The following is a 13603-nucleotide window of genomic DNA, read 5'->3' on the forward strand; positions in this document are numbered from 1 at the left end:
CCGATAAAGTGATAAAAGTAACTCGAGGTTCTAAACCTATCGCTTAAGGGCAACAATAGAGGTGAAGTTGTAGCACTTAAACCACATCACTACTTCATCAAAACCAGCATTGCTGAGCCTTTGCTCATGCTCTGCATACGTATCGGTTAACATGACCTTTTCTAGCGAGGCACGTTTTTGACTGACTTCTAACTCGCTATAGCCATTATTGCGCTTGAATTGATGATGTAAGTCGATTAAAAGCTCATTTCCAGCCACTGAAGGGTGGCGAATTTTTTCAGATAAAACCAATATGCCCCCAGGATTCAAGCCGTCAAAAATTCGTTTAAGCAGACTCTCCCTATCCGCAGGGGGAATAAATTGCAAAGTGAAGTTCATTATCACCATAGATGCATTATCTATCTGAATGTCCTGGGCCATTCCTTGTTCAACCCTAACAGGGTTTGGCAATGAAAAGGTTTGTACAATCCGCTTGCAGCGGTCAACCATTGCCTCAGAGCTATCAATGCCGATAATTTCACAGGACTTCTTTTCTGTTGCTCTTGCCACCGATAAACTTGCAGCGCCAAGAGAGCAGCCCAAGTCATAAACTCGGCTACCATCGGTTACTTTCATTGCAGCAAGTTCACCAATGGCATGAATAATAGATTCATAGCCCGGCACCGAGCGTTGAATCATATCTGGAAACACATCAACCACTGACTCATCAAATTTAAAGTCGGTGACTTTGTTCAGCGGGGCGGCAAAAATGTTGTCGTGTTTCTTCACGTATTTCTCTTGGTTTTGAATCTGGACGCTCAATTTTACCGTTTGAAACGGAAATGCCAAACCAAAACGTAAAATATATACTGAATTTACAGGTTTTTTGCGGTTAAGGGGTTTTAGTAACTAGCCTAAAGTATTAATCTATACCCATATTATAAAAAGGACGTAGTACGTTAATGACTAGAATCTTAATTGCAGACGATCATCCGTTGTTTCGAGAAGCATTGAGTGGTGCGCTTACCCCTTATTTCGAAAATGCTCAAATCGTCGAAGCGGAAAGCCTAGAGACTGCCCAAGACAGACTTAGCGAATATGAAGATATCAAGCTTGTACTTCTCGATTTGAATATGCCTGGTGGCGAATACTTCAATGGGTTAATTACGCTGAGAGAGCAATATCCGAATATCCCAGTTGGCGTCATTTCTGGTAGCGACGGTGTTGAAGTTGTTGCTCAAGTTATGAGTCTCGGTGCTCAGGGCTTTATTCCTAAAGTATCTGCAACACGAGAAATTGCGCAAGCTATTGTCGATATGATTGCTGGCAAAAAGTGGCTACCTGCTGGCGTAGGTGAGCAACTTGAAAAAGTGGATGATGAGCTTAAAGTATTGCTGCAAAGATTCAGAGAATTAACGCCTAAGCAAATTCAAGTACTCTCATACTTGCGTGCAGGTCTTATGAATAAGCAAATCGCTCATGAGATGAACGTCACTGAAGCCACTATTAAGGCGCACATAAGTGCAATACTTCGCAAGTTAGAGATTAATACTCGTACTCAAGCGGTGTTATTAATGGATAAACTCCAGCTTAGCTAATATTAAAGCTAACACTTGAGCTAAAAGCGCGCGGCTGGTGCTTAAAGTAAAATGAGAACAAAGCCAATTTGGCGTGAGCCCACTAGCGAAGCAATTTAAAAAGGACCGAACTTTACGTTCGGTTTTTTTATGCCTCTCGCTTTATGCTTAAAACGTTATGTTTTAAGTAAAGGGACAGACATTAAAACTCAGAGATAAAAAAGGCCGCTGCAGTAGCGGCCTTGTTTTTAAAACGAAATACCTAAAGCAATAGCTAAAGCAATAGCTAAAGCAATAGGCTAGGCAGCCTTGCCGCTTCGTTTCTTCGCGGCACTTGTTGAATTTATCTTGGCCACAAGTTCTTCATGGTCAAAGTCGTCAACGTTAATAGTGCGAAGTCTTCCGGCTTCCGTTTTGTGCAGTAACTCGGCCTCAGCTTTATCGATAATACCTTCAGCTAACGCTTCATCTGCTAACACGTCCAAACGAGTAAATGGAAGTTTTGCTTTCTTATGTTTACAAATGCGGTCAAACACAGGCTCACTTAGCAACACATCATCAAGGGTTTGCTCAAGGTCGCCAAACAGGCTGCCGTCTTCACGGCTTAGGTATTGACCATAACCTAGACGGCTACGTGCTGATGAGGGCGTCTGAAGCATTTTAGCAATCGCATGTTCAGTCTTATCTGATGGCTTACCAACACGACGTCCCACAGGAAGCACCATCACGCGTAACGCTACTGCAATAGCTCGGTTAGGGAAGTTAGCAAGGAAGTCTTCGATAGCCGTTTCTATATCGTGCAATGTGTTTTGCATTGCCCAATGTAGAAGAGGAAGGTCTTCTTTTAAACGACCGTCTTCATCGAAGCGCTTCAGCGTTGTGCTACCCATATAGATACCGCTTAGAATGTCGCCCAAACGAGCAGACAAACGTTCGCGACGTTTAAGATCGCCACCAAGTACACCCATAGACACGTCGGTTAGTAGCGCTAAGTTTGCACTGTAACCTTGCATTAGTTTGTAATAGCGTGCTGTTTCGTCGGTAAATGGGGCACTGCTGAATGCTCCATTCGTTAGCGAGAACCAAATACTGCGAACAGTATTTGCTACCGCAAAACCAATGTGACCAAATACGGCTTTGTCGAAAGCAACAAGTGCGTCTTTCTTATCTTCAATTGCAGCAGCTTGTAGTTCTTTCAACACAAATGGATGACAGCGCATTGCGCCTTGGCCGAATATCATCATGTTGCGGGTAAGAATATTTGCGCCCTCAACCGTGATTGAAATGGGAACACCTTGGTATCCACGACCTAAGTAGTTATTGGGACCAAGCATAACGCCTTTACCGCCATGAACGTCCATGGAATCGTCCATGACTTGACGCATTTTTTCCGTCAAATGGTATTTACATATCGCTGAGATAACAGAAGGCTTCTCGCCTAGGTCTACACCCACCGTAGAAAAGCGGGTTACGCCATCCATCAGGTAAGCATTACCACCAATGCGTGCTAGCATCTCTTCAACACCTTCCATATGACCAACTGGCATACGGAACTGGCGACGAATTCGCGCGTAAGCACCCGTAGCGAGTGATACTGATTTAGCACCACCCGCGGCAGAAGAAGGTAGGGTAATACAACGACCAACAGACAAGCATTCCATCAGCATACGCCATCCGCGCCCAGCCATTGAAGGCCCACCGATGATGTAGTCAATAGGGACGAAAATATCGTTGCCCTTCACCGGACCATTTTGAAATGGCGTATTAAGTGGGAAGTGACGACGACCAATTTCTAATCCCTTCGTATCACGAGGAATAAGCGCACAAGTAATGCCTGGATCGGCATTATCGCCAAGTAAGCCGTCTGGATCTTTCAGTTTAAATGCAAGGCCAATAACCGTAGCAACTGGTGCGAGGGTGATATAACGCTTACTAAACGTAAGACGCATGCCCAACACTTCTTCACCGTTAAACTCGCCCTTACACACTATACCAACGTCTGGAATTGCGCCCGCATCTGAGCCCGCTTCTGGACCCGTTAGCGCGAAACATGGAATTTCGTCACCAGCTGCAAGTCTTGGTAAATAATGGTCTTGTTGCTCTTTAGTACCATAGTGCTGTAGCAGCTCACCTGGACCTAATGAGTTAGGCACACCTACCGTACTTGAAAGGACAGCACTAACACCTGCCAGTTTCTGTAAAACACGAGATTGAGCAAATGCTGAGAAATCTAAACCGCCATATTCCTTTTTAATGATCATAGCGAAGAATTTATGATCTTTAAGGAACTGCCAAATTTCAGGAGGCAGATCGGCGTCTTTGTGGTTGATTTGCCATTCGTCCACCATAGAGCATACTTCTTCACATGGTCCGTCTAAGAACGCCTGTTCTTCTGCGGTTAAACGGCCTTTAGGGATGCGGTGTAGCTTGTCCCAATCTGGCTTGCCACTGAATATATCGCCATCCCACCAGACAGTACCGGCATCAATAGCCTCTTGTTCAGTACTCGACATTTCAGGCATTACCTTGCGATAGAATGCCAATAATTTCTTCGATATGTGCTGTTGTCTAATATTCGACAGCGTGAAAGGGAGTGTGAGTGCTAAATACACTACCCAGCCTATAAGGCCAATGTCACCAAAAAAGGTGCCTAAAACCATGACGCCTGCACCCATGGCAACTGCTGTTACCAAGCTAGTGCGCTGATAGCTAGCAACTGCTAGTGTCACAACGACCAGTAAAAACCATATAAAATCTGCCATACATCACTCCTGAAAGGCCTTGAATAATACACTTGTCTGACATTTTGAACGATGGAGCTCGGCTTACTCGTGTTTAGTTGCCTAATCCATGTTCTTTAAACTGAATTTTGAGGTCAGACCAGCATGCCCTAAACGTATTATTTAATGGCCGAAAGATCAAGATTTTTACATGAATAATCTACTAATCACGGCGTAAATAATAGGCGGTTACTTAAAGTATAGCGGTTACTGAAAAATTCAGATCAAAACCCATAGCGACGATAGGGACATGCCGCCTTTAATTATGCCCCTTTGCTAATGTCCAATTTACGATAATAAGGGCGTAATGATTGAAAAAGGCCGCAGATAGCGGCCTTTAGAGGAAAAAGAGGTCAGCTAAAAAGCTCATTCAGGGCCCATTCACTAAAGCCCGTTTGCCAAAGTAAATTTGATAAAGCATGGCCTCTTGTGAAGCGATGAGCTAAAGCGTTTCAAATGCCTTTAATTTAATATCGCCTTGTTCTTCGCCTTCTTTAAATTGTTGTAATCTAACCAGGGCATAGTTCAATGAAGGTGCAAACCAAGCAAAGGTTTCGCGCTTTTTAGAATCTCGGATTAATTTCACTTTCACTGTCTTTAAATCGCCGTAGGGTAATTTCAACGTTTCGTTGTCCACAACCTCAACGCCGTATTGACGACGTTGGCCACGATAATTAATAAAGTCGTAAGTCAGAGATGTTTCACCTTTAGCCAGTTGTTTGGCTAAATCTAAACGGTAAATTTGATTATCAAACTCTCCATCCCATTCAAAAGCATTGCCATTATCAATGGTTATTTTACCGTTACCCTGATGACTGAAAGACACTTCTAATGATTTATCTGAACCGGTACCCGAACGACTATAATAATACTCAGATGGTACGATATTATCGCCCTGAATTAGAAATATTGAATGTTCACTGCGTTTATCAGAAAGGAAAAACTTGGATACTTTAGACGTATAAATAAGCGAGTATTTTTCTTCGCCTAATTGGGAGAGCTCGATGGAGGCTTGACCCACATCGTCACCCCACTTATATGCTGTGTAGGTGGCTTTATAAGGCTCAATAGTCAGCGAGGTATCAGCGAATGCATTCGCTGATACCGCACTCAATGAAATAAATAGCGTCGCTAATACGTTTTTTGCTCGCGCATTACTCGTTCGCATAACCTGTTTCTGGAAGCTCTTGCTCATCTAAGATAGCCTTATTGTCTCGCATCGATAACCTGCCTGCGCTAAACCAGCTCAGAACAAGAGGGTAAATACGCCTCTCTTGCTCCTGCACACGCTCAGCTAAGTCGCTTGCAACGTCATCTTCAAACACTGGCACTCTGCATTGAATAATAACAGGGCCGCCGTCGAGTTCTGGTGTCACAAAGTGAACACTAACCCCGTGTTCCTCGTCACCGTTATCGATAGCACGCTGATGTGTATGTAAACCTTTATACTTAGGCAACAATGATGGATGAATGTTCACTAATTTTCCAGCGAATGCATCAACAAATTCGGGGGTGAGTATTCGCATGAAACCTGCAAGTACCACACAATCTGCACCGAAGGCCTCAATCTGCGCTCTTAAAGCGGCGTCGTAGGAGGCTCTGTCGTCAAAGTCGGTGTGGTCAAGACAGATGGCGTCAATACCGGCATCTGCTGCTCGCTCTAATCCATAAGCATTTGGACGGTTACTGATAACGCCGCTTACTACGGCATTGAGTCGGCCGGCAGCAATTGCATCGATAATCGCCTGCAAATTACTACCGTTACCTGAAATGAGTACGCAGAGTTTTGTCACAGTGCTGCTCACCCGTTTATCTCTACTTGTTCACCGTCGCTATCTTTTGCTTCGATAGTACCAATAAGCCATGCATTTTCACCCTGACTGTTTAGTATTTCTAGTGAGCTCTCAACATCGCCTTCGTCAACAACGATAACCAAACCAACGCCGCAGTTAAAGGTGCGATACATTTCATGGCGGGTGACATTACCTTGAGTTTGTAACCAAGAAAAAATCTCTGGCCATTCCCAAGTGCTTTCGTCAATAACCACTTTTGCATCGTCAGGAAGTACGCGAGGAATATTTTCCCAGAAACCGCCACCGGTAATATGGGAGATTGCACTCACTTTAATTTGCTCTAACAGGGTAAGCACAGACTTAACATAGATGCGTGTGGGCTCAAGAAGGTGATCGATAATAGGCTTGCCGTTTAACTCGGCATCAACGTCGGCTTCACTCACCTCTATAATTTTACGCACTAACGAGTACCCGTTAGAGTGGGGGCCTGATGAGCCTAAGGCTATCAACTTTTGCCCTGGCTTAACGGTAGTTCCGTCAATGACGTTTTCTGCTTCAACAACACCCACACAGAATCCAGCAATATCGTAGTCGCCGCCGTGATACATTCCAGGCATTTCGGCGGTTTCACCACCAATAAGTGCACAGCCTGCTAGTTCACAGCCTGCGCCAATACCAGTCACTACCGACGCTGCAACATCTATATCTAACTTGCCTGTGGCGTAATAATCAAGGAAGAACAGCGGCTCTGCGCCTTGAACAATGAGGTCGTTAACACACATGGCTACTAGGTCGATACCTACGCCATCATGGCGATTCGCGTCCATAGCCACGCGAAGCTTAGTACCTACGCCATCGGTTCCAGAAACAAGCAGTGGTTTTTTGTATTTAGTAGGTAACTCACATAACGCGCCAAAACCACCTAAATTACCTTTTACTTCAGGTCGGTGGGTTTTTTTAGTGACTGATTTGATGCGCTCTACAAGTTGATTTCCTGCGTCAATATCTACGCCTGCGTCTTTGTAGCTTAAAGAGGTTTTATTTTCGCTCACGGTTGGGCCCTGGAACTAAGAGGTAGAAAACCGCGGATTCTACCAGTTAGTTGAGACAAGTCCAATTTGTAGCGGTGATTTTATGGCCTTTTTTCGGATTATCCTCTTCACGCCCTAGCAGGCGATTAAAATATTTGTTGGTTTAAGGATGAAATAAAACCCAATATAAAAGAGAATGGACGTACCGCTGACACGTTATCACTATTTTTTTATGGATATTGGCATGTATTTAGTCATTAGTATCAACGCTTGTTTATAACCAGTATCAACGCGTGTTTATAACCAACGTGTTGATACACACTTGAACATCAGGGCGTTGGCAGCACAGTTGTTAATAACTGAATTGTGAGCAAGGATTTGTGAGCAAGAATTTGATAGCAAACTGTTAAGACAAAAATACAGCAAAGATGGAGCATTAACATTGACAATGAGTAGGGCATTCTCACTCGCCGGAACGAATAATTTGATGAAACCGTATCATTCTTTACTACTGACGTGTGCAGTCGTTTTTACTCTCGTCTGCACTTCGTTCGTCGCAAGCGCTACCCAGCGAATAGTGGTGAATGAAGCGAAGATCCTTGTCGAAGATCAAAGCTCTCGCGCTCAACAAAAAGCTGCCAAACAGGCATTGCGAGAGGTGTTTTTAAAGATGTCTGGGTCTACTGAATCCCTCAGTAATCCCGGCGTAAAAGCCGCACTATCTTCACCTCAGTCTTTGCTTCGGTCTTATCGCTATTCCTATGAAGGTAGCAAAACTTATTATGTTGCTGAATTTGACAGCACTAAAGTAGGTGAGATTCTACAACGTGAAATGTTGCCCCTGTGGGGCGACAGAAGGCCAGAGACGCTAATATGGCTAGCGGTGCAAGACGATAAAGAAAATAAGCTTATTATTGACGAGTCTTTAGATTTTCCAATCGCAGAAGCGCTGAGAACCACCGCACAAGAAAGGGGGTTACCGTTAAGCCTTCCTCTTATGGATTTAACGGATAACGTCAACATTACCACTTACGATGTGTGGGGCCGTTTTGTTGAGCCCGTGCGAGAGGCTTCTCGCAGATACAGCGTAGACAACATTATCGCCGCTCGAGTTTATAAAAACGATTCGTCCTTTATTCCGGACCTACCCAACGCTGAGCCGAATGCGGGCCTTAATTCAAACAGCAATTCAAATGGCAAGGCAAGTACGCAATTTGAACAAATGTCTGACCAGACAGGCGAAACTTACACCGACACCGATAGTGACAATAACGCTTACACCGGCACCGCCGACGGAATGAGTGAGCCAGGTGTGAAAGAAGTTAAACCAAAGATCAAACCCTTTACGATGGACGAATTTAAAGCGTATGCCAAGCAGTCTGAAGAAGGTGATTTCGGGCTTGATTGGGTTTTTATCAGTAAAGAGAGCGTGAGTTACGGCAGTATTTATGCTGATTCACCCGCTGAACTTGGTAACGCACTGATGGATGCCTACGCGGACTACCTATCATCACAATATGCCGTCGTTGGCATTGATAAGGCGAACCGTGAAGTGCTTGAGATATCTATTGCGAACGTTGGAACCATTGAAAGTTATGCCGCTGTAAGTCGCTACCTTACCACGCTAAGCGTAGTTGAAAGTGCATCTCTTAAGGCTCAGCGAGGTACAGTCGCAACGTTCTCCATTACGCTTATTGGTACGACAGAAGACCTTATGAATACGGTTGGCCTCGAAGCAAAACTCAGACCTGTAACTGATGCCTACGGCCAGCCTGTAGAAGGTTTCAGTTTCTATTGGAATAACTAACTATTTATGCAATTACCTTTACCCGTGACGCTGCCCATTGATGAGAACTTCGATAGTTTCGTGGGTGATGGTAATGAAGAAATAGTCACTTTGTTAACTGATATTGTTCATGCGTTACCCAGTTGGCGTCACTCATCGTCATTGGGGCAACTCGTATCTCTCAAACTTCCTCTTGTTACCTTATTGGGTGCAAGCAGTGCCGGGAAAAGTCACTTGTTATTTGCAGCGTGTCACCAGCTGGCAAACAAACAAGTGAATCATCTGTACTTAAATCTCAACGATTATCAGGCGTGGTCTCATGATATCTTCGATGGTCTCGAAAACTTATCGCTTATTGCTCTAGACAACGTTCACGCCATTGCGGGAGATGCAGAATGGGAAGAAGCCTTATTTGATCTACTCAATAGAGTGGTGGAGACCCAAGACACCCTGGTGCTGTGTACCAGTCATTTAGGCCCTTCAAACCCCGCATTCTCTCTGCCTGATTTACGTTCGCGCTTAGCGTGGGGCGTTATCTATCACATCAATCCACTTGGGGATGATGGCAGAGAAAGGGCGGTTCGACTTAGAGCACTAGAAAGAGGGCTAAAGTTATCTAACCAGGCCCTGAATTTTCTTCTTCATCACAGTGAACGAGATTTGAAAAGTTTAATGACGCTGCTTGGGCGCCTAGACACACGCTCTTTGCAGGAGCAAAAGCGATTGTCGGTGGCCATGGTAAAACGAGAGCTTGGTATTCAATAATACCGTTTAATGGAAGAAGCCATTTCTGTTGAGCAGCGTTTCCATCGTTGCATGCTTAGCGCACTAAAACGAATACCGACACCAAAACGCACCCGCTCGCACACCGAGGATGTGCGTTGGAACGCCGCTCTGCATTTATTAAGCAAACTCGCTCTACGTAAATAAACTATTTCTGTTGCTCGAAATACTCTTTTTCTTCCTGCATTTCTTCTTTCAGTTTTTTTATACCCAAACCAAGTTCGCGACCTCGTTTTCTTGCAAATGCTGCACAACCAACAAACATAGTGGTGCAAAGCACTAACTCAACAACGCCATACCAGCGCTCAGCGGGCACTGCATACACAACAGTGCAAGCGTGAATAAGGTAAAACAGCACGACAAAGTTCGCCCATGCATGAGTATATGGTTTGCCTTTCAATACGCCGCGGTAAGGCAACAGTAAGGGCAACAGATAAATTAACACAATAAACGTAGGCGAGTAGGTGTGTACCTTGGTGAAGGTAAATTGCCATAACGTAAGCCATATTATAAGTAAGGTGTGGCTTACGAGCGCTAAATAGCGAAAAAAGCGCGTATCAGATGCCATTCTAATTCTCCGAATGTGTAGGTGTATAAAGTTGTTGAGCAAATGAAGCCAAGCGTTTGCCTTGTGCCATACACAGTGACCTCTCGTCGTCGCTCAATTGATTTGAATTTTTTAGGTTGGAATGCGCCACGTGGGAAACGCCGTAAGGACTACCGCCGGTTGTGGTGGTATGAAGCTCAGGCTCACTGTAGGGCAAACCACATAGCACCATGCCATGGTGTAAAAGCGGGATCATCATGGAAAGTAGCGTAGACTCCTGACCACCATGCATGGAAGAGGATGAGGTAAATACGCAGGCCGGTTTGTCTATGAGCGAGCCTTTGAGCCACAAATTACTGGTTGTGTCTAAAAAGTGTTTCATCGGCGCTGCCATATTGCCAAAACGGGTAGGGCTTCCCAGTGCAAGGGCGCTGCAATTTTCTAACTCTTGCAATGACACCACAGGCACATCCAGTTCAGATTCACCGGTCGCAATTACAGCGCTACCATCCTCGCCTTGCTCCTCAACTTTTAAGCCAGGCACAGTACGGACAATAACGGGAACATCGGTGGAAGTTATGCCTTGTGCAATGGCGTCGGCCAGACGCTTGGTGCTTCCATGGCGACTGTAGTAAAGAACAAGAACGGGTTTCACTATACTATTTCCAATACATTTTCAGGTGGGCGACCAATACGAGCGTGGTCTCCGTTTATCACAATAGGGCGCTCAATTAATTTAGGTGTAGTAACCATTGCCTGCAATAAAGCATGGTCATCGACGTCCGCATCCATCAATTTTGCTTCTTTGTATTCTGCTTCCTTGGTACGCATCATGTGGCGAACCGATTCAACGTTAAGTTTTTTAAATATTGATTTGATTTCATCAAGGCTCAGCGGGGTTTTCAAATAATTGATAACGTTGGGCGTAATGCCATTTTCTTCTAACAATGCCAAGGTTTGTCTGCTTTTAGAGCAGCGCGGATTGTGGATGATAGTGACTTGAGTCATGAATAAAGCCTTACTATGATATTTTGCGCAGACTATTGCGCTTTTGATTTTTGTTTTCAAGCAATAATCAGTGAGAAGGCGAAAAATGTTGAACGCCATTCAGGTTTCGTACTACTTTAAACAGTTAACAGTGCCTGTAGGCTCTGAAAAGCGCCGAAGAATTAAAAACGAAAGCATATTGCTCACACCCATATTTACGATGAACTTACGGAAAATACGTATGGCCAACAAATTTAAGCCAATTCAAACAACAGCGCACGGCATAAAAGCATTTGCCTTCGTTGCGGTAACGCTACTGGCGCTTGGTGCTGGTATCTTCACCTATCAGTCGCAGCACAGTGATTTCGAAACAGTTAATGGCCAAGGCTACCAATGGAGCGAATTACAAGGGCAGTGGACCGTAATTAACTACTTTGCCCCCTGGTGTGCGCCGTGCTTACGTGAAATGCCCGAGTTAAACGCGTTCAGTCAAAACCTGCCAGAGGACACGTTACTTTTTGCGATAAACTACGACAGGCAAACATCCACACAAATTACTGAAATGGCAAATAAATACACCATTGAAGTGCCTATTATTTTTGCATCTGAAAACACAGTGCTTCCTATGGAAAAACCACCGTATCTGCCAGCAACATTCATAGTAGGCCCAGAGGGAAAAGTAGTCGATACCATTATGGGTGAAGTGTCAGAGCAAGAGCTGCGAGTGCTAATTCAACAGTTGAAGACTGCGGCTAATAAAGCTGCATAAGTTAGTAATTAAAGCCGCTCTAATCGGTCCTCTTGATCTCTAAACTGCTTAATGCGAGCTCGTATGCGTTGCTTTTGTAAGTGATTATCGCCGGCAAAATTGTAGGCATATTGCAGTTCATCTACCGCTCTATTGTAGGCCCCGTAAAGCGCATACACTTCCGCTTTACTTTGATGCATCTGAGAGAAGCGTTTCGCTTTTTGATATGCCTCGCTCATCATTTGATACGCTACCTGATAATCTTTTTTCACTAGCAAGAAGTCTTTAAGCAGTATAATAGCCTCGTCATATTCTTGGGCACTGATAAGCGCATTCGCTTGATTCAGCGCCAATACTTGGTTACGCGGGTTATGCGTAACGTGAGGCTTGAGCATTTCTACCGCTTTTAAAGGTTCGCCAAGGGCGATATATATGTCCGTTGCTGCATCGAGATAGAAAAGGTTGGTTGGATCTTTTTCCAAAAGCTCGTCTAATATCTTCTGGGCTTTCTTGTTCTCTTCGTTTCGCATATAAGCCAGAGTGAGTCCATACAAAGAGGCTTCTCTGCTTCGCTGTGCCTGTTGGTCAACGGCGGCCTGGTAATATTCTAGTGAATAATCTGCATCGAAAGAGTAGCGTGACTTTATTCGCGCCTTTGCTAATTCAAACTGTTTGTTAATAGGCAAATAGCGTCTTGGGTAGTCATTAGCGCGGTTTCTAGCGTCAGCAATACGGGTTTCAGTTAAGGGATGAGTTAATAACCTAGCTGGCGGTCGTGAAACCATTCTGTATTCTTCTGCCATGGTTGAGAAAAAGCTCGCCGCACCTTTTGGGTCAAACCCCGCTCTGGCAAGCATGGCGATACCAATTCGGTCGGCTTCTTGCTCGTTAGACCTTGTGTAATCTATCTGCAACTGGGCTGAGGCTGCCGAACCTGCCTGCATCGCTGCCATGCCCGCTTGAGGGTTCGCAATTGCGATAAGCACGCCGCCTATCAGTGAGGCAAGGGCCAATGGGGAAGCTCGCTTTTGTGCTTGCATTCTTCGCGCAATGTGGCGCTGGGTAACGTGAGAGATTTCATGAGCAAGCACCGAGGCTAGTTCACTCTCATTGTCTGCTCGTCGCATCAGTCCAGCATGAACACCAATATGACCGCCAAAGAAAGCGAACGCGTTAATGGCATCGTTATTAACCCAAAAAAATTGGAAGGGGAATTTGGCATTGTCTGCATGCACAACAAGGCGATTGCCTAAATCCTGCAAATATTCATCTAATACAGGATCGGCGATGATTGGACTTTGGCCGCGCATTTGACGCATGACAGCGTCGCCAATGATCATCTCTTTATCAAGAGAAATGGCGTCTGACGCTACCACTCCTATCTCGGGTAACGTATTTTTATTGCTGTATTTCATATCTTGGGCAACAGCAGATAAGCTGAGGATAAGAGCGCAAGAAAGAATAATAAACGGCGCAGATAATTTTTTTCTCATGAACCTACAAGTGTACCAATGTTGTTTACTGTTTTGTTAGAACCATAAGTGGTTAAACAGTTTCATTTTTCTTCGAATATTTCACTAATAGTTGCCGCT

General features: G+C 44.6%; 13 protein-coding genes. 4 read left to right on the forward strand and 9 right to left on the reverse strand.

Translation table 11 applies throughout. The features are described 5' to 3' along the window. Positions 1-36 precede the first annotated feature (36 nt). Positions 37-768 (reverse strand): carboxy-S-adenosyl-L-methionine synthase CmoA, encoded by a 732-nt coding sequence (gene cmoA, locus AC27HD_RS01725; protein ID WP_349378493.1) that lies wholly within the window; start codon positions 766-768, stop codon positions 37-39. Between the two features lie 173 nt (positions 769-941). Between cmoA and AC27HD_RS01730 the strand changes: the two genes are divergently transcribed. Further along, a complete protein-coding gene (locus AC27HD_RS01730) occupies positions 942-1577 on the forward strand; it encodes a response regulator transcription factor (protein ID WP_487103384.1) in 636 nt (211 codons plus the stop codon). A gap of 278 nt (positions 1578-1855) precedes the next feature. Here AC27HD_RS01730 and fadE read toward each other — a convergent pair whose 3' ends face one another. From fadE to purM, 4 genes are all read right to left on the reverse strand, one after another. Continuing rightward, a complete protein-coding gene (gene fadE / locus AC27HD_RS01735) occupies positions 1856-4318 on the reverse strand; it encodes an acyl-CoA dehydrogenase FadE (RefSeq protein WP_032096461.1) in 2463 nt (820 codons plus the stop codon). A 460-nt stretch (positions 4319-4778) separates the two neighbouring features. Further along, a complete protein-coding gene (locus tag AC27HD_RS01740; RefSeq protein WP_487103387.1) occupies positions 4779-5531 on the reverse strand; it encodes a DUF3108 domain-containing protein in 753 nt (250 codons plus the stop codon). Beyond that, positions 5491-6141, reverse strand: a complete 651-nt coding sequence (gene purN / locus AC27HD_RS01745) for a phosphoribosylglycinamide formyltransferase (RefSeq protein WP_420932915.1) — start codon at positions 6139-6141, stop codon at positions 5491-5493. The genes AC27HD_RS01740 and purN overlap by 41 nt, the downstream gene beginning before the upstream one ends. Continuing rightward, positions 6138-7181 (reverse strand): phosphoribosylformylglycinamidine cyclo-ligase, encoded by a 1044-nt coding sequence (gene purM, locus AC27HD_RS01750; protein ID WP_032096458.1) that lies wholly within the window; start codon positions 7179-7181, stop codon positions 6138-6140. The genes purN and purM overlap by 4 nt, the downstream gene beginning before the upstream one ends. Before the next feature lie 427 nt (positions 7182-7608). Here purM and AC27HD_RS01755 point away from each other — a divergent pair, with 427 nt between their 5' ends. Both AC27HD_RS01755 and hda read left to right on the forward strand, forming a co-directional pair. Then, entirely contained in the window at positions 7609-8967 is a 1359-nt protein-coding gene (locus tag AC27HD_RS01755) for a DUF2066 domain-containing protein (protein ID WP_487103389.1), read from the forward strand. Positions 8968-8973: 6 nt separating this feature from the next. After that, positions 8974-9711: a DnaA regulatory inactivator Hda gene (hda, locus tag AC27HD_RS01760; RefSeq protein WP_487103391.1), complete on the forward strand. Its 738-nt coding sequence runs from the start codon at positions 8974-8976 to the stop codon at positions 9709-9711. A 166-nt stretch (positions 9712-9877) separates the two neighbouring features. Here the strand turns inward: hda and AC27HD_RS01765 are convergent, their stop codons facing one another. The 3 genes from AC27HD_RS01765 to arsC are packed head-to-tail and all read right to left on the reverse strand — an operon-like array spanning position 9878 to position 11284. Further along, positions 9878-10297, reverse strand: coding sequence for a DUF2069 domain-containing protein (locus tag AC27HD_RS01765; RefSeq protein WP_163106421.1), 420 nt, complete (start codon positions 10295-10297; stop codon positions 9878-9880). A 1-nt stretch (position 10298) separates the two neighbouring features. Continuing rightward, positions 10299-10931, reverse strand: coding sequence for an NAD(P)H:quinone oxidoreductase (gene wrbA, locus AC27HD_RS01770; RefSeq protein ID WP_487103393.1), 633 nt, complete (start codon positions 10929-10931; stop codon positions 10299-10301). After that, complete coding sequence (arsC, locus tag AC27HD_RS01775; RefSeq protein ID WP_487103395.1) at positions 10931-11284, reverse strand: arsenate reductase (glutaredoxin); 354 nt, start codon at positions 11282-11284, stop codon at positions 10931-10933. The genes wrbA and arsC overlap by 1 nt, the downstream gene beginning before the upstream one ends. Before the next feature lie 85 nt (positions 11285-11369). On the opposite strand from arsC, the gene AC27HD_RS01780 reads away from it, so the two are divergent. Continuing rightward, positions 11370-12032, forward strand: coding sequence for a TlpA family protein disulfide reductase (locus AC27HD_RS01780; protein ID WP_487103397.1), 663 nt, complete (start codon positions 11370-11372; stop codon positions 12030-12032). An 8-nt stretch (positions 12033-12040) separates the two neighbouring features. Here the strand turns inward: AC27HD_RS01780 and bepA are convergent, their stop codons facing one another. After that, on the reverse strand, positions 12041-13504 hold the full coding sequence (gene bepA, locus AC27HD_RS01785) for a beta-barrel assembly-enhancing protease (protein WP_487103399.1): 1464 nt from the start codon (positions 13502-13504) through the stop codon (positions 12041-12043). Positions 13505-13603: the final 99 nt, after the last annotated feature.

Source organism: Alteromonas sp. 4NS20-0143 (genome assembly GCF_057542855.1).